This window comes from Oleiharenicola lentus, assembly GCF_051660365.1.
Lineage (GTDB): Bacteria > Verrucomicrobiota > Verrucomicrobiia > Opitutales > Opitutaceae > Lacunisphaera > Lacunisphaera lenta_A.
Window position 1 is genome coordinate 2,070,367 of record NZ_JBOZXB010000001.1, and the last position, 21,307, is coordinate 2,091,673.

Annotated in this window: 16 protein-coding genes; 3 read left to right on the top strand and 13 right to left on the bottom strand. The window is 61.7% G+C overall.

Annotated features, from left to right (window positions below):
* Positions 1 to 25: 25 nt before the first annotated feature.
* The 7 genes from ACRRQW_RS07675 to ACRRQW_RS07705 form a co-directional block, all read right to left on the bottom strand.
* The gene (locus ACRRQW_RS07675; RefSeq protein ID WP_438480691.1) at positions 26 to 1,114 is read right to left on the bottom strand and encodes a Gfo/Idh/MocA family protein; all 1,089 of its coding nucleotides are present in this window, start codon (positions 1,112 to 1,114) and stop codon (positions 26 to 28) included.
* A gap of 35 nt (positions 1,115 to 1,149) precedes the next feature.
* Positions 1,150 to 3,432 (bottom strand): NADH:ubiquinone reductase (Na(+)-transporting) subunit F, encoded by a 2,283-nt coding sequence (nqrF, locus tag ACRRQW_RS07680; RefSeq protein WP_438480692.1) that lies wholly within the window; start codon positions 3,430 to 3,432, stop codon positions 1,150 to 1,152.
* A 12-nt stretch (positions 3,433 to 3,444) separates the two neighbouring features.
* Positions 3,445 to 4,506 (bottom strand): aldose epimerase family protein, encoded by a 1,062-nt coding sequence (locus tag ACRRQW_RS07685; RefSeq protein WP_438480693.1) that lies wholly within the window; start codon positions 4,504 to 4,506, stop codon positions 3,445 to 3,447.
* A gap of 191 nt (positions 4,507 to 4,697) precedes the next feature.
* Positions 4,698 to 6,179 carry a flavin monoamine oxidase family protein gene (locus ACRRQW_RS07690; RefSeq protein WP_438480694.1) on the bottom strand — a complete coding sequence of 494 codons (1,482 nt, stop codon included), beginning with the start codon at positions 6,177 to 6,179 and terminating at the stop codon, positions 4,698 to 4,700.
* A gap of 155 nt (positions 6,180 to 6,334) precedes the next feature.
* Entirely contained in the window at positions 6,335 to 6,784 is a 450-nt protein-coding gene (locus ACRRQW_RS07695; protein ID WP_438480695.1) for a cupin domain-containing protein, read from the bottom strand.
* A gap of 16 nt (positions 6,785 to 6,800) precedes the next feature.
* Complete coding sequence (locus ACRRQW_RS07700; protein WP_438480696.1) at positions 6,801 to 7,256, bottom strand: hypothetical protein; 456 nt, start codon at positions 7,254 to 7,256, stop codon at positions 6,801 to 6,803.
* Positions 7,257 to 7,944: 688 nt separating this feature from the next.
* Positions 7,945 to 8,244, bottom strand: a complete 300-nt coding sequence (locus tag ACRRQW_RS07705; RefSeq protein WP_438480697.1) for a hypothetical protein — start codon at positions 8,242 to 8,244, stop codon at positions 7,945 to 7,947.
* Positions 8,245 to 8,555: 311 nt separating this feature from the next.
* Here ACRRQW_RS07705 and ACRRQW_RS07710 point away from each other — a divergent pair, with 311 nt between their 5' ends.
* Entirely contained in the window at positions 8,556 to 9,926 is a 1,371-nt protein-coding gene (locus tag ACRRQW_RS07710) for a hypothetical protein (RefSeq protein WP_438480698.1), read from the top strand.
* Positions 9,927 to 10,050: 124 nt separating this feature from the next.
* Here the strand turns inward: ACRRQW_RS07710 and ACRRQW_RS07715 are convergent, their stop codons facing one another.
* From ACRRQW_RS07715 to rlmN, 6 genes are all read right to left on the bottom strand, one after another.
* Positions 10,051 to 10,653: an OmpH family outer membrane protein gene (locus ACRRQW_RS07715; RefSeq protein WP_438480699.1), complete on the bottom strand. Its 603-nt coding sequence runs from the start codon at positions 10,651 to 10,653 to the stop codon at positions 10,051 to 10,053.
* A 61-nt stretch (positions 10,654 to 10,714) separates the two neighbouring features.
* Complete coding sequence (locus ACRRQW_RS07720) at positions 10,715 to 12,457, bottom strand: hypothetical protein (RefSeq protein ID WP_438480700.1); 1,743 nt, start codon at positions 12,455 to 12,457, stop codon at positions 10,715 to 10,717.
* A 123-nt stretch (positions 12,458 to 12,580) separates the two neighbouring features.
* On the bottom strand, positions 12,581 to 12,976 hold the full coding sequence (locus ACRRQW_RS07725) for a LytTR family DNA-binding domain-containing protein (RefSeq protein WP_438480701.1): 396 nt from the start codon (positions 12,974 to 12,976) through the stop codon (positions 12,581 to 12,583).
* 265 nt (positions 12,977 to 13,241) lie between these two features.
* A complete protein-coding gene (locus tag ACRRQW_RS07730) occupies positions 13,242 to 13,994 on the bottom strand; it encodes a LytR/AlgR family response regulator transcription factor (RefSeq protein ID WP_438480702.1) in 753 nt (250 codons plus the stop codon).
* A 231-nt stretch (positions 13,995 to 14,225) separates the two neighbouring features.
* Entirely contained in the window at positions 14,226 to 17,330 is a 3,105-nt protein-coding gene (locus ACRRQW_RS07735; protein WP_438480703.1) for a histidine kinase, read from the bottom strand.
* 14 nt (positions 17,331 to 17,344) lie between these two features.
* Positions 17,345 to 18,445: a 23S rRNA (adenine(2503)-C(2))-methyltransferase RlmN gene (rlmN, locus tag ACRRQW_RS07740; RefSeq protein ID WP_438480704.1), complete on the bottom strand. Its 1,101-nt coding sequence runs from the start codon at positions 18,443 to 18,445 to the stop codon at positions 17,345 to 17,347.
* A 107-nt stretch (positions 18,446 to 18,552) separates the two neighbouring features.
* Here rlmN and ACRRQW_RS07745 point away from each other — a divergent pair, with 107 nt between their 5' ends.
* Both ACRRQW_RS07745 and ACRRQW_RS07750 read left to right on the top strand, forming a co-directional pair.
* Positions 18,553 to 19,506 (top strand): TIGR01777 family oxidoreductase, encoded by a 954-nt coding sequence (locus ACRRQW_RS07745; RefSeq protein ID WP_438480705.1) that lies wholly within the window; start codon positions 18,553 to 18,555, stop codon positions 19,504 to 19,506.
* Positions 19,507 to 19,659: 153 nt separating this feature from the next.
* A complete protein-coding gene (locus ACRRQW_RS07750; protein WP_438480706.1) occupies positions 19,660 to 21,297 on the top strand; it encodes a PAS domain S-box protein in 1,638 nt (545 codons plus the stop codon).
* Positions 21,298 to 21,307 lie beyond the last annotated feature (10 nt).

Consider the following 21,307-nt stretch of genomic DNA (forward strand, 5'->3'; position numbering starts at 1 on the left):
AATTTATTTCGCGCGGGCGCGCCGCTCACGAAGTGTGGTGGATTTCGTCGAGCGACACGGCGCGGTGTTCTTGCGCGCTGAGGTAGGCGGCTTCGACGAGCGCCATGGTTTTCAAATTATCGCGGCCGGAAATCGCCGGCGTCTGGCCGGTGGCGAGCGCAGTGAGGAGCTGGCCCATCGTGCCGGCGAAGGCGTCGGGAAACCAACTCTCGCTCCACTTCGGCTCGGAAAAACCGGCGTCGCCGGTGAGCGCGTAGCGGATGCTCGACGGCGTGGTGTAAGGATTTTTCACCCAGCCGATGTCGCCTTGCGCGAGGCCGGACGTGCCTTCGATGCGCCAGCGAATCGCGAGGTCGGCCGGGCAGCCCTCGCGCGCGGGGCCGGTCCACACGTCGTCGATTACGACGCAGCGCAGGCCGTTGTCGTATTCGAAAATGTAAGTGCACACGCCGTCGGTGTGCGCGAAATGCGTGCGCGGGTCGGGACGCGTGCTGCAATAAATCCGCGCCGGGTCGCCGAACCAGTAACGCAGACAGTCGATGTGGTGGATCGACATGATGCGCAACGTGACCCAGCCGAGTTCTTCCTGCCACGGCATGAGGTGCGGGATGCCGCGCATGTCGATGGTCGCAAAGACCGGCGCGCCCAGTTTGCCGTCGTCGAGCAACGTCTTCGCGGCGCGCACGGATTGGTCGTAGCGCATATTTTGGTTCACGGCCAACACGATGCCGGCGCGTTCGCAGGCTTCGACGGCGCGCACGGCTTCACGGTAATCCACGCCGAGCGGTTTTTGCGCGAGGATGCCTTTCACGGTGCCGCGCTGGCAGGCGGCTTCGATCAGTGCGAGTTGGCCTTGCGGCGGCACGGCGATGTCGAGGACTTCGATCGTCGGATCGTCGAGGAGTGCGTCGTAGCTGTCGTAAACTTTCGCGATACCGTGTTTCGCCGCGACTTTCTCGGCTGCGGCGCGCGTGCGCGACGCGATGGCGACGGGATTAAAACCGGCTTTGCGGTAACTTGGCAGGTGGCAGTCGTTGACGATAAAACCGCTGCCGAGGATACCGATGCGGTAATCTTTTTTGGGCGGCGCGGGCGGGGTGATTTTGAGATCCATGGGGTGTTGGAAAAATGAGGACGCAGCGGCGCGGGTTAAAATTCGTCGAAGGCGATTTGCAGCGTGGGCACGCCGAGGTCGGCGAGCATCTTGGTGACGGCCTTGATCATCATCGGCGGGCCGCAGAGGTAATATTCGACCGCTTTCGGTTCGGGATGCGCGCGCAGATAGTCTTCGAGCACGATTTCGTGAATGAAACCCGCGGGGCCCGTCCACGCATCGCTCGCGAGCGGCGACGAGAGCGCGACGTGAAACGAAAAATTCCGATGCACCGCTTCCAAGCCGCGGAAATAATCTTCGTAAAACAATTCCTGTTTCGAGCGCGCGCCATACCAGAAGCTGACTTTGCGTTTCGTGTGCTCGGTTTCGAAAAGATGCGAGAGGTGGGCGCGCAACGGCGCCATGCCCGCGCCGCCGCCGATGTAAACGGCTTCGCGTTGCGTGGGCTTCAGGTGAAAATCGCCGAATGGGCCGATCGCGGAAATCGTGTCGCCCGCTTTTAAGCTGAACATGTAAGCGGAGCCGACGCCGGGCGGGCAGTCCTGACCGGGTGGCGGCGTGGCGAGGCGGACGTTGAAGCGGAGCACGCGTTCGTGTTTCGCGTTGCTTGCGAGCGAGTAGTTGTTGCGACGGCCGGCTTCGCGGTTGCGCGCGACGAGATCGAACACGTGCTGCGTGCGCCACACCGACGCGTAGGGCTCGGGAATATCGAAATCGCGAAAACGGATTTCTTCGTAGGTCGGAATCTCGACCTGCAAATAATCGCCCGGCGTGAAATTCACGCGCAGCGTCGCGTCGACGGGCTCGACTTCGAGTTCGCGGATGAACGTCGAGACGTTGCGCGTGCTCACGATGCGCAGCGCAATGGGTGTGCTCGCGCGGGCGCCGGAGCCGCCGACTTTCGCGACGTTGAGCCAGAGACGGCCGGCGCGTTCTTCGATCGGATACGTGCCCAAGCCGCGGCAAATCGGCGCGCGCGCGGGCGAACCGTCGGCGAGGAAAAAGCGGCCGTTGTGTTTCGGGCACTCGATGAAATCGCCTTTCACCCAGCCGTCGGAAAGGTGGACGTTGCCGTGCGTGCAAAAACCGTCGGTCGCGTGCAGCACGCCCGCGGCGTTGCGGATGAGCGCGTAACTTTTCCGGCGGTGATCGAAACGGATTACGTCTTCCTGGCCGAGATCAGCGGCGGCGCAGACTTCGATCCAGCCGTCGGACGTCGGCTCGGCGGCGGACACGGGCCGCACCTCGCCGACGGGATCGTGTTTCGCGGGCAGCGTGCGTTTCACGTGATACGCAGGATCTTTTACCTGCTTCAACACGGCGGGGATGATCTCGCTCCACGCATCCCACAGGCTCGGGTAGGGCGCGGGCATGTCGTGTTTCACGGCGGCGTGCAGTTGCGGGAGTGCGTGATACGGCACGAGCGGGAACATGTGATGCTCCACGTGATAATTCATGTTCCAGTAGAGAAACCGGTTCACGAAATTCATGCGCACCGTGCGGCAGTTGAGACGGTGATCGAGGACGTTTTCGGCGAGGCCGGTGTGTTGCGTGAGTCCGTAAACCAGCATCAGCCACGTCCCGAAAATGTGCGTGAGCCCGAGGTAAAGCACCGGCAGGAAACTGCGCGTGGCAATCGCGAGCGCGACGGCGGTTGCGTAAATCAGCACATAGAGGCGCGCCTTGCGGAAAACTTTTGGAAATTCGCTTGCGGGAATAAACGTGCGCTCGTGCGCGCTCATTTTCCCGAACGAGTGCGCGAGGATCGCTTTGAAATAGCCGGGATACACCGGCAGCGCGAAAAAGCTTTTCATCAACCCCCACAGATTCGGCGGACGCGGCACGGCGATCTCGGGGTCGCGGCCGACGATGATCGTGTCGCTGTGGTGGCGCGTGTGGCTCCAGCGCCACACCGTCGATTCGCGCATCACCATGAACGAGGCGATTTCGTAGAGCGCGTTGTTCAGCCAATCGGTTTTAAACGCCGTGCCGTGGCCCGCTTCGTGCCAGCGCGAGTCCGCCGTCGACGCGTAGAGCGTCGCGTAGATCAGATACGGAATGGCCGCCCACCATGAACCCCACAGCGCCCACGTCGCGTAGGCCGCGCCCAAAATCAGGCCGAACCAAATGAGCGTGTCGCGAATCGCGGGGCCGTCGCGGCGCTCGAGGAGTTTGCGCATCGTCGCGCGCGGCACGGGTGTTTGATACCACTCGGCCTCGGCGAGCCCGCGTTCGATCGCCCGCGCGGCGCTTTCCCCCGTCAGGCTGTAGTCGAGTTTCGTCGGCGGTCGGAGCGTGGAAACGGTTTCGTGATCCATGGAGGAATTTTTTTAAACGGAGTCCGTCGAGAACGCATAGATCGTGGTCTCGCGACGCGGACGATCGGGCCGAACCATGATGTCGCCGAGGTCGGGACGGTTCGCGCCGTCGGGGTAACCTTCGCACTCGAGGCAGAAGCCCTGGTAACGGCGGTAAGGCGCGCCGGATTTTCCGCGCAACGAACCATCGAGTCCGGCGCCGGAGTAGAATTGGATGCAATCTTCCGTGCTCGAAACGATCAGGATGCGGCCGCTCTCCGCATCATGCGCGCGGGCGGCGGGCACCAACGCGTGTTTCTGATCCGCGGGACGATTGATGAAATACACGTCGCCGTGCTGCTTGAAAATTTCCGGCAGGGCGTCGCCGATTTTGCGGGCGTTACGAAAATCATTTCCCTGCCCCGCCACCGATTCGCGACGACCGAGCAGCGTCATGAATTCGTCCGATGGCGCATAAGTGTCGGCGTGGAGCTGCAGCGTCTGGGTTTCCATCGAGCCCGACGCTTCGCCGGCGAGATTGAAATACGAATGGTGCGTGAGGTTCGCCGGCGTCACGCGATTGGCGCGCACTTCGGTTTCGAAAATGAATTCGTCGCGCGCGGTCAGCGTGAAATCGACCGTCGCATCGATCGCGCCGGGATAACCTTCGTCTCCGTCGGGGCTGTGCAGGGTGAGCCGCACCGACGCGGCGCCATCCGCGCGTGAGAGCGGCGCGGCGTGCCACAGGCGTTTATCGAAACCGATTTTGCCGCCGTGGAGATGATTCGGCGGATCGTTGCGCGCGAGCGGATAGCGTTGGCCGGCCAACGAAAATTCCGCGCCGGTGATGCGGCCCGCCACGCGTCCGGCGATCGCGCCGAAATACGGGTGACCGTCGAGGTAAGGTGGCAGCGAAGCGAAACCGAGCACGACATCGGCCAATTTTCCGTGGCGATCCGGCATGAGGAGGCGCGTGACGATGCCGCCGTATTCGATCACTTCGAGCGAAGCGCCGCGGGCGTTCGACAGGGTCCACGCGCGCACGGCTTCGCCAGTCGGCAAATGGCCAAACACACGGGAGGTAACGGGGTTCATGGGGGACAGCGGGGGTGCGCTCAGACTGCCCTACCCTAACTATTATCGCGCGAAAATGCTTCCCGTGATTTCGCCAAAAGTGGTCGGATTTTAACTATTCAAACCCTGCTGCTACGCGGTGCGGCGCCAGCGCGGGAAAAATCCGCGCAGCGCCCCCTTGATGAGACCAGTTGGTAACGAGGAGAAAACGCTTAGCGCCTCGCGGCGACCGGTTCGCGTTTGGGCGCGGGAGTCGTGACGGGAGTGTCGGCCAGCGACAGTTGCACGGCGCGGCTCGCTTGCAGTCCGGACACATACGCGGCGGCGAGGCTGCCGTTAAATTCCACCGGGCCGGCTGCTTCGCCGGCAAAGAAAACGAGGCCATCGACGGGCTTCGCGAGTTCCTCGTGCATCTTCGACGCGCCGGGCAGGGCTGCCGAATACGCGCCGAGTGTCCAGGGATTTTGCCCCCAATGCGTGGCCTTGGTCTCGTCGTTGCGGATGCGGGCGACCAGTTCAGGGCCATACATCTGGGCGAGCGCGGCCTTGGCGTAGTCGGCGGCGGCTTTGTCGCCGAGCTTTTCGAAACGGTGGGCCTGCGAGCCGCCGAAGAATCCGACGATGAGATTACTGCCGAGCGGTTTCACCACGAAGGCCATCACCTCGGGTTCGCCGGTCTCGGGCGGAGGCGATTGCTGGTGCAACACCCACTCGCTGACGGGTTCGTTCGGGAGAACTTCGCCGTCGAATCGGAAAATAATTTTGTTCAGCAGCCCCATCGGCAGGCCGCGGATCGCGTCCCATTTCCACTCGGGCAACTCAGGCGCAAACGCGATGCGGCGCGCAGCAAGGACGCCCGTTGAAACCGTCACCACGACGCGGCGACCGCGGTATTTGCCGTTGGCCGTCTCAACCACCACTTCGCTGCCGGCAGCGGCGGAACCATAACGGATCGCGGTGACCGGTGAGTTGAGTTGCACCGGCACGTCGCGACCGTAGCGCGTCACGAGATTGCCAATGCCTTCGCGGACGAAATCATCCGGATCGGTATCCATGGCGACGGCATCCACGCTGGAAGTTTTTGCGATATCCGAGCCGCTTTCGAGCGGGCCGATATTGGCGCCGACGAGGTAACGGTAAGCCGAACTCTTCGGGAGAAATTCCGATGCAGCGAGGTCGAGGCCGGCGTGGCGCGCTTTTTCCATCGCTTCCTCGGTTTGGCCTAGGGCGGCGTGAAACGCGGCTTTCTCCTCGGGCGTGAGCCGGTGGTTGCCGACGAATACCGCGCCGTCGAGCTTGCTCGGGGTGCGCGTAAAACCCATTTCGTCGACGAGCGCGCGGAGCGGATTGTGATCGGCGCCGTGAATCCAACCGGCACCGAGGTCGATCCCGTGGAGCCATTTCTGGGCACCATTTTCGACGCCCGCGCCAAAGGTCTTATCGGTGTGCGCGCGACCGCCGATGCGATCGGTGGCCTCGAGCACGAGCACGGTTTTTCCTGCGCGGATCAAGTCCTTCGCCGTCGTCAGGCCGGCCAGTCCGGCGCCCACGACGATGACATCGGGCACGGGCGCTTCGGCGGTGACCACGCGCTCGGGCGTGCGCACCGCCGGGCCAGTGCAGCCGGTGAGACCAAGGAGCAACACACTGAGGCCGACGAAAGCTCGGCGCGCGAAAGCAGACGGGGTTTTCATGGGCCGGACGCTCACGTCCCCGCGCAAGATAGCGAGCGCGGAACGGCAGAGTTTCGATTTTTGCGTCCGGCTAAACGGGTAAATTTTGTTTCTCTTCGGCGACCGTTAAACCTGCGCCAGCCGTAGTGGTGAACCTCGCTCCGGGTTTCGCGGACTTAGCTTTTTGGCGGCCATTTGACTCCTTTGAGTTCTGGCGGAAGCTGCGTGGGCTCGACCGGATAGTGCTGCTTCAAATCAACTTTGCCGGACTTAAACTCTTTGTCGGGGGCGCCGACGATGAGCCAGAGGACTTCGGCGTCGGTGTCATTGAAGAGTTGGCGGAGGGCCGCCGGGCCGACCAGAACGCCGCCATAGCGCGGGATGGTCAGCGTCTCTTCGCCCACGCGCATGCGACCGGTGCCCTCGAGGACGAAGTAGAATTCCTCGGCGATCACGTGCTTGTGAAGCGTGTTCGCGCTTTGGGGCGGCAGCCGCCAAAGGCGCGCCCCGAGGATCTCGCTGCCTGTGCGCTCCAAGTAGTCCGCATTCGGAATGCGCATTAAATTCGACGGCCGCCAAGCCAGCTCATTCGGAGTGATCAATCGATAGCCTTCGATGGGTTTCATGATTTTGGAGAACGTTTCAAGATGAGCCATGTCCGGAGGCCAGCTTGGACGTTGGCTCGGGCGGTTGGATAGGCGCATTGTGGCAGTAGGCCGTCACTATTTCTTCGAGGTAGCCTGGGTAGGTAAAGGACACCCCAAGCGTTGCGCGGAAGCGCCGATCGACAGAGCCATAGTCCTTCAAGAGCTCATCGAGTTCAGCGCTGAACTTTGCATTCAGCAGTGCCGCCTTTTCTTTCTCGGCCTTCGATTCAAACATCACCTCAAAAACCGGAAATGAATAAGACCATGAAGTCTTTAATTTTGGCCGGGGTGACAAATCGCCGAAAGTGCGTTGAAACGCATCCTCCCCGAGTTGATGCGCGCTCGGCTTGCGCGGGCCATTGAAAGAAACGAACAGCACCGCAAGTGCGGCAAGCGCGACAGCGCAAATTCCGATTACATTCATTTTTGCCGAACGTTTTAGCTCAGCCACGTCGCGTTGGCTGTGACGATTGGTTTGCCCGCCTTCTTTTCTTCAAGGTGGTTCTTATCGCTGGTTTCCAGAGATCCGCCTCGCGCACATCCATCTTCGCAAGCTGGCCGAGAAACTCAGCTTTAACCATTCGTCGGAGAACCCAACCTGCGATCATCCGACGACACTCGGAGATGAATGATTCGCTCATTGCCCAACGTTAACGATGAGACACGCGCGGGCGAGCGCGCTGTGAACCTGAAATTAGGGGAAGTGTGGAGCTGAGCTCGGCCATGCGAGTTATGGTCACTTCCCGCGCGTTTTCTCTGGCGTGTGGTTAGGCCTCTTCTTCATCGCTGGAATAAGTCGAAAATGCGCCGACTGATAGAGCGCGATTCGTAGACGGCCCTTTTTTCGATCGCGCGCCGCAACACATAGTCACCATCACAAAATCGTTCGGGCTTACTCTCGGAGGACGAGAGCCAAACTTCAGCGGTGCGGAGTAAGCGTAGTAGCTCATCCTTCCGCCGGAGAGCATCTTCCCGCGTTGCAAAACACTCTTCATAGCTGCCATCTGGGCGTAGGACGATACCCGTGGCGGCTTCGGCAATGCGTATGCGATACTCCATTTCTTTGCCGATCGTTTGAGCTCAGCCACGCCGACTTGTCGGTGTTGGCTGAGACGCTTGGTTCGGCTCTTTTAAGTCTATCATGATGTTTCCCCGTTATCATCCACATCATTCAAAGCTTCAGGCGCTCGCGGGCGGCGCTTCAATTCGGATGATACAATGACAATATTCATGTGATACAGAAAAGCACCGATGCCCAGTGATGCTGGAACAAGATACAGCCACTTGTTCCAGGAGAGGAAGAAAACCAAGCCAGCGAAAATTACGCAGAAAAATATGCAGGCATTGCGCTTCGCCCTATTCTTATCGAGCGCGAGTAACAGAGCCACGAAAGGTGTTTCTCGGAGCTGTTGGTCTATTTCTGAAATCCGTTCACCCATGGCTTTGGATTATTATTAACTTTGCCCAACAGTATTATTCGGCCTCAGCGTAAAGCGTAAGTTTCGACGCGGTCATCTGCGGAAGAAAGTGAGTTAACTTCTTCAGATTCAACCTTCGATTCTCCAACTCACGCGTGCGTTCGCCGCTGGATGGAATCTAAGAGGGCGCACCGGTGCGATCCGTGGATTCCACTCTCGGCCTGCGGAGAGGCCCGAGAAGGAGAACGATCAAGAGAAGGAGAACGATTCAGGCTGGCTGGCAGGATGAAAAACAGAGTGGCCAGCGGCACGCGCGGCGGTTTGCTGACGGCATGGGATTCTTCGATCGTTTTGCGGATAAGAAACCGGCGGGGCAACCGACGCCGGCGGCTCCAGTGACTTCTGTGCCAACTGCACCTGCAGCTGCGCCGATTTCTGCGGGCGGGGTGTTGCCGCAGCTGGCGGCGGCGCGCGAGAAGTTGAAGGCGAAGGATTTGCCGGGCGCGCTGGCGGCGTATGAAAGCATCCTCACGACGGCGGCGGATCGCTCGGATGTGTTGATGACGATTTCGGCGGACCTCGGCACGAATGGCCATGTGCGCGAGATCATCGAGTTACTGGCCCCGCGATATGATGTGCAAAAACACGGCGCGGCGGCGGGCCTGAATTTGCTCCAAGCTTACATCGTGGTGCGCAATGCCGACGCGGCGCAGCATTTGCTGGATCTGTTGTTTTCGTTGCAACGGCCGGAGCTCGAGGCGCGGCTGGTCGGGTTTTCCAATGCGGTGTCGGAACTGTTTTTGAGCGAGACCGAGGAGGTCAACGCCCCCGCGGTGCCGGCGGCACAGGCGAAAGTGGACATCGCGAGCATCAGCAAGCCGATCTGGTTTTACGGACTCGAAGCGCACGCGCCGCGGTTGCTGGCGAACAAGGAAGGCAAGTTGCGTCGCGTGGCGTTTGCGCAGTTGTCGCTGCCGGGCTTGCCGGACGCGGTGGCGCGGGCCACGCAACCGGAGGATGCGCTCGGGCGTTGGTGTCGGGGTTTGCCGCTGTGGTTTGCGGAGACCTTCATGGCCGGGGCCGCTTACGAGCCGATCGCGGCGGTCGGTGTTTCCAGTGCGAAGCATTACGCGCTGTTTCCGTCGGAGTGGGTGGCGGAAAATATCCGCCAGCTCAGCGAGAGCGTGCAAGGTGGACTCGATTACGTGCTCACGGGTTCGTTGCGGAGTCGCAACGATGACTTCGAGCTGACGATGCGCATCTGGGAAGTGAAAAAGTTTCGTGAACTGAAGGCGTTTTCCACGAGGTGGAATCCGGCTTCGGCGGATGAGGAGCTGAAAAAATTCCACGACCTCGTGCGCACTTATATGGAGTGGACGGCGCTGCCGGCGGGCCACGGCCTGCCCTACTCCTCGCCGGCGTCGCCGTCGACGCACGTGCACGGATTGGCGGCGACGTTGACAGGATTCTTCGGTGAAAAAGGCGTGCTCGCGCCTGAGCAGCTCGCGTTGGGCGCGGGCTTTCAGTTGCAGGCGGCGCAGGCGAATCCGGACGACGCGCGCGCGCAGATCAATCTCGTGTCGGCATTGCTCCGCGCGAAGCAGCTGGGCTTGCCCGATGAGCCCGCGGCGCTCGCGGTGGCGCGGGCGTGGCTCGCGACGGAGGCGGCGAGCGCGGCAGGCTTGGGCGCCGTGGAGGTGTGAGCCAGCAGCGCAGGACATGCCTTTTGCGGGGCTGATGACCCCGCCGCCAATTTCGCTGAGCAGGCTAAACAAAAGCCCGACGTTTTTAGCGTCGGGCTTTGAGGTTTAAATTTTTAGCGGACGCTTACGGGTTGAGCGTGTTGTAGTAGCCGATGAAGTCGGCGGTCACGTCGAGCTCGGGCTTGGCGTCGAGGATGGCTTCGCCGATTTTGGCGACGTCGAGGAGGATGCCGATGTCGCGTTGTTTCGAGAACTCGCGGAGGGCTTTGCCGATTTGTTGGAGAACCGGGCCTTGGACTTCCTGGGCGCGGGCGTTGTAGGCTTGTTGGGCGGCTTGTTGTTTGCCCTGCATCTCCTGCTGGAGCGCGGTGCCTTCCACTTGCTTGGCTTTGATGGCGTCGGCGTTGGCGACTTGGTCGGCGGCGAGCTTTTGGAGTTCGGCGACGATCGTCTTGAGTTTCTCGTTGAGGAGGGAGAGTTCGCTTTGCTGGCTGCTGAACTCGAGTTCGAGGCTTTGGGTGACGCGGACGAGTTGCTTGAGGCCGGTGGTCGGGTCGCCGAACGCGCCGCTGTTGACGTAAGCGATGGAAACCGGGGCGACCTTGGTGACGGTCGGGGCGGCGGCGGGTTTAACGGGGGCCGTGGCCGCGGGAGCGGTTTGCGCGGCGAGCGGCGCGACCATAACGGCGGCCAACAGGGAAAGGACGAGGGGACGGATTGATTTCATGGAGGGGTTGAGAGCTAGAGGGCGACGGGGCGGAGGCAAAGACTAAAAATCAGGTTATGCCTCACGATTTCGGCCCGACGGCGGCCAGCGAACGGGCGCGGTTTAACAGGGCGCGCTCTTCCGGGAGCAACGCGGTTTCCGAGGAAACTTCGAGGTAGGTGCGGGCTTCCTCCAAGCGTTTGGCGGTGGCGAGATACAGCGCGTAATAAAAGGCGCGGCTCGGGGCGCGGCGTTCGGCGGCGGGAAGCTTGTCGAGAGTGGAGAGCGCGGCGTCGTTCTCGCCGAGTTGCGAGAGGGAAAGCGCCTGCACGGTGGCGAAAAAGGGACTGGTGGGCGCGGTTTCGTAGAGTTGGCGGACGCGGAGGTTAACGGGAGTTTCGGCGGTGACGGGTTTGGAAAGCAGTTCCAAGTAGTGCCACGTGATCTCCACGCGGGCGTCGGCCGGGTTGGCTTCGTGCCAGAGCGCGTAAACCGATTTCAGGCCGGCGGTTTGTTTTTTGCGGAGATAATTTTCCGCGAGCAGCTGATGCGCCCAGGTTTCCTGCGGGAAGCGACGGGCGATGTGGAAGAGCGTGATTTCGTATTCGTCGTCCCATTTCCACAGGAGCGCGAGGCGGCGCAGGACCTGGAGGCCGCTTAATTCTTTTTCCGTGGCGGTGAGCGCGCTGTTCCAGACTTCGCGGCGGAGCTCGGGGCGTTCGCGGGTGTCGAGCAGGCGCGCGCTGAGGGCGAGTTGCACGGACTCGGGTTCGATGTGGCCCCATGCGCCGGCGGCGATCAGCTGCGTGGTGAGCGGCCAGTTTTCTTTAGCAATAGCGAGGCCGGCGAGCGCCGCGCGGACGGTGGGCTGGTCGCGGATTTCGGGGGCGAGACTTTCGAGAAACGTGGTGGCGGAGGCGGTGCGGCCGTAGTTGGCGAGCCAGCCCGCGAGTAAGACGGCATGGGTGGCGTCGGGCGCGGCGAGTGGGGTGAGCTCGGCTTGCACGAGGGGGATTTTTTCGGGGCTGGCCGCGACGGTGAGATCGGCGCGCAGCAGGCGATCTTGAAAGGTGGCTTGTGGGAGGTTGAGCAGGGTTTCCACGCGACTGCGGGCGGCAGCGCTGTCGTTGCGGCGGAGATCGTCGTAGATTAGCTCGCGCAGGATTTCCGGGCGGAAATCGGCGAGGCGGCTGGAAAGGAGCAGCTCTTCGCGGGCGTTGCTCGCTTGGGAAAAGTTGCCGTAGCGCAGGCGGAAGAACAGGCGCTCGAGCTTGGCGCGGGCGGGATCTTTTTCGCTCGCGAGCGCGGCACCGAGCAATTCGTCGGCGTCCGTCGACCGGCCGGCAATGAGCACGGCGGCGGCGGCGAGGCGTTTGCCCTCGGCGGAATCGCGGGCCTCGGCCGGCAGCGCATCGAGCGCGGCGTGGGCCGCGGGCGCGTCGCGAAAACGCAGCGCGGTGCGCACGAGCGCGAAACGATTTTCCGCGACGGTGGGTTCGAGCTGGATGATTTGTTCGCGCAGGGAAGTCGCGGTGCGGTCGCCGGTGTAGTCGAGCCAGTCGGCCGCCATGCGCCACGCGGCGGGATTGCCGGCGTTGGCGTGCAGGGAGGTTTGCAAGGAAAGTGCGGGCGCTTGCGGATCCTTGGTTTCGGAGCCGTCGGCGGCTTGGGCGAGCTGGCGCTGGTATTGCCAGGTCTGGAAACGCCGTTTCACCACCGGGCCGAGAATCAAGTAAAGCATCACCGCGATACCGGCCAGCACGCACAGGATAAAAGTGCGTCGATTGCGGCGGCGGCGGGATTTGCTTTGGCGTTGGAGAATCATGCGGCGGCTCCGGGGAAGGGTCTAAGCTTCGCCCAGACAAGCAGGTTCATGCGCAACGAATCCGCGGTGGCAAGAGCGCGGGCAGCCTTTGGCGTGGAAATGCCGGACCGACGCGCGCTACGTTCAAACCGCTTGCCTTAAGGCCGACTCAACCGGCGTGACATCCTGCAAGATCTGCTTGAGCTGCGGCCAGAAAAGCCGGCCAATGGCGACAGGTTCGGCAAGGTCTTGGACAATCAAATAACGCTGTTTTGAACGCAGGCAGGTGTAACCACGGAAGCGGCGCCGGTTCACGATGGCGGTGCGGTGAACTTGGGCAAAGGTCGTCGCCGGGAGCACGTCTTTCCAGAGTTTTAGCGTGACGCGCACCGTGATCGTCTCGCCCGATTGCAAATGAATCGTGGAATAATTTTCGCACGAGCGAACCGCGACGATCTCGGCGATCGGGATGAGCGACATGCGACCTTCGGCGTGCACACGCAATAAATCCCCGAGGATGATAGTGACTGAGGCGGGCATAAAAAAAATTCCAGCGAAGGTGTAACCCAACCAACCAAGGAATGAGCCCCGCCATTTCGCTGGAATGAAATCTACTCAAACTCTCCGCCAGTTTATGCCCAGTCGTCTGTGACCAACTGTCCTTGAGTGGTGACGAACGGATGTTTTCGAGTGTGTCCGCAAGAGAGCCCGACTTCCGGGTGGACTTGAGCACGCGCGAATCCTGAAAATCTTTCCGGAGGTCATCGGCCCTCTTAAACCGACGGCCTTATGAGTGCGGCGGTTGTTAAATATCCTGCACGCGGCCGGCCAGGCCGTTGATCGGTGGCAGGCGGTCTTTCAATTCGCTCCACAGCTGGCGGCTAACCGGCACGGGTTCGGTGACGGCGGTGACATTAAGGAGCACCGACTTCGGGCCGTCGCGGTGGAAGCCGGTGATGCGTTTGAGGTTTACGATCATGGTGCGGTGCACGCGGAGAAACAGGCTGGCAGGGAGGTTTTCTTCCCAGGATTTCAAGCTGCGGCGCACGAGCACGCGCGAATCATCGGCCAGGTGAACCAGCGTGTAGTTCTCCTGCGATTCGATCGCGCAAAGATCCGCCAGCCGCGCGAAACGCGCCTGCGTGCCTGAGTTCAAATGCACCAGATCATCGTCGCGAAACTGGCTGCGGGTTTCGTCGTCGGAGGGCAGGGGTTGCGCGAGGCGCGCGACGGCGCTGGCGAGACGCGCGGTTTGCACCGGCTTCAGCAGGTAATCGAGCGCGTTCACTTCGAACGCCCGCAATGCATAGTCATTATGTGCGGTGACAAAAATAATGCGCGCGCCGGGCCGCACGTTGGCGACGAGATCGAAGCCGGTGCCGCCGACGATCTGGATGTCGAGAAACACCACCTCGTAATCATCGCGCGCTAGCAGCGCGCGTGCGGTTTTCACCGTGGCGGCTTCGCCGATGATCTCGATTTCAGCGTGCGCGGCCAGCATTCCGCGAAGGTCAGTGCGAGCGGAAGCTTCATCATCGATGATCAAAGCGCGGGGCATGGGCGATTTAAGACCGCGTGGGCGGAGAAGTGTTCGAGGTGGAGTGAGTGGGTTGTGTTACGTGTGACAAGCGGGCGTGGATGCACGGGGAAAGCTCCGGTGTGAAATCGAACCACCCACACTTGAACCACGAATGGACACGAAGGAACACGAATGGAAATAGCGAAGGCACACAACGCATGAGGCCGGATTCGTGGTTTTCTGACTCGCTCGTGAAGTTTTATGCGCGCCTCACGTCGCGCCGGTGGGTTTGCCTTTGAGGTGTAGTCTAACGAACACCCAGCCGTCGGCGGCGGCGTGAGAAAATTCGTGAGCGTCGGGATAATGGCGTTGGAGGCGCTCCTTCAAATTGTGATGGCCGATGCCCAGCGACGGAATGCCCGGACGCGAACCGGGCTCGACCCACGAGCCGGTGTTGCCGATTTCGATGAATACGCCGTCTTTGCCGGCGCGGCGCACGGTGATTTTCAAGGCGAGCACATCCTCGCTGGTGGCCTGGCCGTATTTGAGCGCGTTCTCGACGAGCGGCAACAGGAGCAGGCGCGGCAACTCGTCGTGGTCGATCGTCGGATCGATTTCGAAATCTACGCGCAGCAGCTCGCCCATCCGCGTCTGTTCGATGTCGAGATATGAACGCAACATCGCGATTTCCTCGCCGACGACGGTGCGATCGTTCGGGCGTTCGCCGTGCAACGTGAGCCGGCAAAACTCCGCGAGCCGGTCGATCGTCGTGCGGGCGTTGCTCAACGCGGGCGGGATCTGGCTGCGGATCGACGTGAGCGAGTTAAACAGGAAATGGGGATTTAGCTGGTAACGCAGCACTTCGAGCCGGGATTTTTCCGCGGAGAGACGCGCGGTGATTTTTTCGCTGAGTTCGAGTTGGTGCAGGCGCGCGAGCTCGGAATTTTGCTGGCGCAAATCTTCGGTGCGCGCAGCGACGGTTTTTTCGAGCCGCTCGTTTTTGCGGCGCAGCACCGCTGTGCGCAGGTGCACGATGCCGATGACCAGCCAACACAGGGTCACGCCGTAAGCGAACCACGCCCACGGGTCGAACCACCACGGCGGTGGCAGGGCGAAGGCGAAGGTCGCTTCCCTGCCCTGTTGCCCGGCGAAGTTACGCGCTTGCACGCGGAAGGTGTAGTTGCGCCCGGGCAAATTCGTGTAGCGCACGTAAGTTTCCGAAGTCCACTCGCTCCAGTCGCGGTCGAAACCGTCGAGCTTGCTGCGGTATTCCGTGTGCGTGCGCCCGGCGTTGTCGGTGAGGTGAGTGGGCGCGGCGAAATTAAAACGCAGCGTGTCTTCCGCGGGTTTAAACTGCGGCGCGCGCGGGGCGGGCTCGGGCATCGTGGCCAATACTTTGCCGGAACTGGTGCGCACTTGCCGGATCACCGCCGACCAGTTCGCAGTCGCGGGCGTGAGTTGCGGCGACGTCGGCCAGTCCATCCGCGCGGACAACACACCGACTTGCGTGCCGAACCAAATGGTCGAGAGCGCGGGCTCGGCGAACGTGGTGTTGATGCTCACGCGATTCAGCGGCCCGAGCGGCAACGCTTCTGTGCTCCAGCGATCGACGCCATCAGGCTTTGCGTGCAGCACAAAAACGCCCGTGGAGGCCAGGCCACCGTTTCCGCTTTTCAGCCAATACGAGCCATCGTCGAGCGGGCTGATGTCGTCGGGTTTTTTCTCGGGCAAATTCGCAATGCGTTCCTCGGGCACAAAACGGTTTTCGCTGGCATCGTAGCGCAGCATGCCTCCGCGGTTCGACGCCACGACCGAATCGCCGAGCACGAATAATTCGCGGTAATCGTTGCGCTCCGCCTTCGGCACGCCGCGCTCGACGTCGTAGATTTCCACCGTGGCGTCGAGACTCGGGCCATTTCGGAAATCCGCGCGCCAGAGCTCGCCGTTGTTGGCCGCGCCCCAGATGAAACCGTCGCCGGTATCGAGCAGGCGCACGAGGTTGGTCGGGATATTTTTCGCGGGGCCACTTTGCTTCCAGCTGCCATCAGCCTGCGGTTCAAATATCCAAAAACCACGGCTCGGGGTGTTCGCGAAAAACCAGCCGGCGTGGCGCCGCGACGCGATCAAGTGATTCGCCTGCACGGGCGCGATGAGCTTGAGTTGTCCGTCGCGCGTGACTTCGCGGATGCCGGAAACCGAGGCCAGCAAACGATCGCCGACTTCGACGAAGCAGATGGTGCCATTTGTATTGGCGGGGGCGCCGGCCAGCAGGGATTGCGCGCCGGTGTGCGGGTCCATCACGGACACGCCTTGCGCGTGGCCGATGTAAATTTTCCCGTCGTGCCGAATGAGTGCGCGCACGCTGCCGCGATAACCGGGGTGAGTCGCGTAAGGCGAAACGATCTGCAAGCGCGCGATGCCATTATGCAGCGCCAGCCAAAGCCCACCCTCGGCATCTTCGGCGAGACCGTTGACGCGATCGGAGGAAAGCCCGCGCGTCTCATCGATGTGCTGCTCCAGTTTTCCTTCGGCGGTGAACACATACACGCCTCGCGTCACGGTGCCAAAGGCGAGCCGGCCATCCGAAAGCGCACAGGCACTCAACGCGGCTTCGTGGCGAAACAACGCGGCGGATTGCACGGAAAGCGCGCGCCATTCGCCGGTGTCGGCCAACACAATCGGGCCGCGCTCAGTGAGCAAAAGCAGATCGCTCGCGCCGGATTTTTTCCCTGCGAAGACGACGGGCAAGGGTTTAGCGAGCGGCGTCTCCACGAGTTTTTCGTTACGGAGCTGGAAGAGGCCGCGCCCGGTTTGCGTGGTGTGAAGCACGCCGTCGACGATCCAGAGTGATTCGAAATTCGTCACCGCGTCCCACGTCTGCGCGCGATCGGCCGAGTCGATCCGCACGAGCATTTTCTCGCTGCTGAAATAAACGCCGTCCGCCGAACTGGCGGAGCGCAGGAAGCGTCCGAAGTGTCGCTTCGCTTCCGGCAGCAGCGCGCTGCGATCCACCGAAGTGGGCACGCCGGTTTGGTTAGGCTCGAAACGATTGATCTCCTCTTCGAGCGGCGCCCAGACGCGGCCGCGTGCGTCGATTTCAAAGACATCGGGCGCGAGCGCGCGCGGGATGCGGTAACCATTCCACGTGTCGCCATCGTATTCGAGCACGCGCAGGTTGTTGCCCGCGTAGATGAAACCGTTCGGGTGGACGCGAATCTGCCAGTTGACCGGCGAGCCTTGCGTTTCGAGCTGGCTGAAATTGCGCAGAAACGGCGTGCCGCGCGTGGCGACTTCCGGTGGATCGACTTGTGCAGCCAGCGCACTCCACAGCGCCAAAAATAAAAAGACCTGACCGATGCTGCGGGGTAAAACCATGCGGGGCGCGCTATCTATTTTCGCGCAACCGCAAGTTGGCCGCAGCCGGCGGCGATGTCGATGCCGCGACGCTGGCGCACCGTGCTCGGCAAACCATACTCGGCGAGGATCGCTTGAAAATTTTTCGCGGCGGCTTGGCCCGTGGGTTCGCCGTCGAAACCGGCGGTGGGGTTGAGCGGAATTAAATTAACCTGCGCCTCCTGTCCTTGCAGCAAGCGCCCGACCGCATGCGCGGCTTCGGCGGTGTCGTTCTTTCCTTCGATCAACGTCCACTCGTAGAAAATCCGGCGTTCGCGCTTCGCGATGTAATAGCGGCACGCGTCCATCAGCACATCGAGCGGCCACTTTTTCGCAGCCGGCACGAGCGCGGCGCGTTCTTCCTGCGTGGCACCGTGCAGCGAGACCGCGAGGTGCACCGGACGCTCTTCGTCCGCGAGGCGGATGATCCCCGGCACGACCCCCACGGTGCTGAGCGTGATGCGTTTTCCGCTCAGGCCGAGCCCGCTGCCGTCGCGCAGGATGTCGATCGCGGTCATGACCGAGTCGTAGTTGTGCAACGGTTCGCCCATGCCCATGAGCACGATGTTGCGGAGGCGTTCGTGGCGCGCGTGCGGGGAATTATCCTCCGGCGCAGCGAGCGCGGGTGTGGCCTCGGCGAGAGTTTCGCGCAGCACGCGATCCACGTGCATGGCTTGCGCGACGATTTCGCCGGCGGTGAGGTGACGGATAAAACCCATCTGGCCGGTCGCGCAAAACACGCAGCCCATCGCGCAGCCAGCTTGCGAACTGATGCATGCGGTCACGCGGCCTTTGTAACGCATCAGCACGGTCTCGATGTTGCGACCGTCGTTGAGTGCGAGCAGGTATTTGCGCGTGAAGCCGTCGGCGCTGTGCGTCTCGATTGCGACAGGGAGTTGACCGAAATTAAATTCTGTTTCGGCTTTCGCGCGGAAACGCACCGGCAACTCCGGCATCGCGGCCCAATCCGTCACGCCTTCCAGGTAAACATAGCGCCACAGGCGCGCGCCGTGCGTCGCGCTGAAATCCCAACTCGCAACGAGCGCGAGCAACGCATCGCGCGTGAGGTCGTAAAAGTTGGTGGGAGTCGGAGACACGGAGGATGGGAGTTGTAGGTCGGGGTTTGGCTCCGACGCAAGCAACGTCGGGCGTAAAGTCCGAGCCACGGTTTGCCAGCGAAGAATTGTGCAGTATCACTCTGCGCATGGCAAAAATCATTCTCGCGGGAGGCAGCGGATTTGTCGGCGAAGCGCTCGCGCGCGAACTGATGCGTGCGGGCGGTTGGGAAATCGTGGTGCTCACACGCGACCCGACCGTTTGTCATATATTATATGACAAACCTGCCTTGGTGCGCGCGGTGAAGTGGGACGGTAAGACGATGACGGCGGGCGGAAAGGATGCCGATTGGGTGCGGGAGTTGGACGGCGCGGATGCGCTCGTGAATTTTACCGGGCGCAGCGTGAACTGCGTGCACACGGCGGAGAACAAACGGGCGATTCTCGAATCCCGCGTGGACTCCGTGCGTGTGCTCGGCGAAGCGCTCGCGAAATGTGCGCAGCCGCCGAAGGTCTGGGTGCAATGCAGCGCGGTGGGTTATTACGGGAATCGTGGTCTGCCGCCGTGCGACGAAACGGCGGCGGCGGGAAATACGTTTCTCGCGGACGTGTGCCGGCGCTGGGAGAACGCGTTTGCCGAAGCGCGTCCGCAAAAGGTGCGCCCGGTGGTGCTGCGACTGGCGACGGTGCTGGGGCGTGAAGGCGGCGCGTTGCCACCGCTGGCGAAAGTTGCGCGACTGGGGCTCGGCGGAAGGGCGGGTGATGGCCGGCAAGGCCTGAGTTGGATTCACCTCGCGGATCTGACGGCGATTTTTCGGCGCGCGATCGATGACGCGGCCATGCGCGGAACGTTTAACGCGTGCGCGCCGGAACCGGTCTCGAATCAGGAATTTATGAAGACGTTGCGTGGCGTGGTGCGGCGCCCGTGGAGTCCGCCGGCTCCGGCGATGATATTAAAGGCAGTCGCGCCGCTCGTGATGCACACGGACGCGAGTTTGATTCTCGAAGGACAATTTTGCGTGCCGACCGCGCTCGAGAAAGCAGGGTTCGAATTTCGTTTTTCAGAGCTAAAATCGGCGCTGGCGAACCTGCTGGTTAAATGAAAATTCATTGCCGTTAAACTGCCGGCAAAAACCTAACATTCTTTTAGCGGCTGAGCGCTTGCTCATTTGTAAAACGACCCGATGTTTGCGGGCACTTGCGGGCGGGCCAGCGGCTTCGAGAGATAACGAGAAGGCACGCCTGCAAATGTTGGCATGCACACACTTCTGATAATTTCCTGGATCACCGTCTTCGTGCTCATCGGCGCGGGCTGGGTGCTGCGTCGGCGCTATCAGAAAATTCTGCGCGCGCACGAACGCGATTTGAAGCGGCTCACGAGCACGCAAACGATGTTGCGTCGCATCAGTCAGGCGGTCGAGAGCACCAGCGATGCTGTCGGGATCGGCGACATGAACGGTAATTCCGTTTATCATAATCGCGCGCATCTGGAGATGTTTGGCTACACCGTGCAGGAAATTAATGCACTTCCGGAAACGGGCACGCTGTTTGCCGACAAAGCGGTCGCGAAAGAAATCTTCGATAAGATCAGCGCAGGCGAATCGTGGGCGGGCGAGACGACGGCCGTCGCCAAGGATGGACGCCAGATTCCCGTCGCGGTGCGCACGGATGTCATTCGCGATCACACGGGCAAGGCGGTCGGCATCTTTGGCGTGTTTTCCGACATCACGGAACGCCAAGTCGCGCAACAGCAGCTCCGTTCCGAGCGCGCGCGTTTGCGGGTGACGCTCGAGTCGATCGGCGACGGCGTGATCACGACGGATGCGAATGGAGAAATCGTTTTAATGAACACCGTGGCTGAGCGTCTCACGGGTTGGTCGCGCGCCGATGCGGCGAGTCGTCCGCTCGAAGAAGTGCTGCCGCTGCTCGATATTTCCACGCGGCAGGCAATTACGAGTCCGGCCTTGCGGATGTTGCGTGCGGGCACGGGGGATCCGTTTGGCCATGATTACGTGCTGGTTTCGCGGGATGGCACCGAGCGCACGATCGCGGAGAGCACGTCGTTTATCCGTGGCAACGACCACGGCGTGGCCGGACTCGTGCAGGTGCTGCGCGATGTCACCAACGAGCGAAAACACGCCGCCGAACACGCGCGCACGCAACGCCTCGAATCACTGGGCCTGCTCGCCGGCGGCATCGCGCACGATTTCAACAACCTGTTGACCACAATGATTTGTAACCTGCACCTCGCGCGGCACACGCCGGGCGTGCCGGAAGCCTCTGCAACGCGCATGGATGACCTCGAGCAAGTCATCTGGCGCGCGCGTGATCTGACGGAAAACCTAAAGACGTTTGCGAAAGGCGACGTGCCAAAAAAGAAACCGATGGCCATGGGCAAGCTGACGCGCGAAGCCGCCACGGATGCGTTGCTCGGCAAAAACGTCACCGTGAAATACGACATTGCGGAGGACCTGTGTCAGGTCGAAGCCGATGCGAGCCAGATCGAACAGGTCATCAGCAATATCGTGCTCAATTCGGCGCAAGCCATGACCGCCGGTGGCCACGTCGAAATTGTCGCGCGTAACAATGTGATCGCGGGCGACGACGGCGCGAACACCGGATTGAGTTGGGTGGATATTTCAATTTCCGACAACGGTCCCGGCATCAAGCCCGAGTTGCTGCCCAAGATTTTCGATCCGTTTTTCACGACCAAAGAACAAGGCACCGGCCTCGGCCTCGCGACGGCGCACTCGATCATGCGAGCGCACCGCGGCCAGATGCGCGTCGAGTCCACGCTCGGCAAAGGCACGACTTTCCACCTCTCGCTGCCCGCGCATGTCCCAGTCGAGCATATCAGTCTCGCGAAAGAGTTGGGTTTGCGCGCGGTGAAGTGACTGGAGCGTT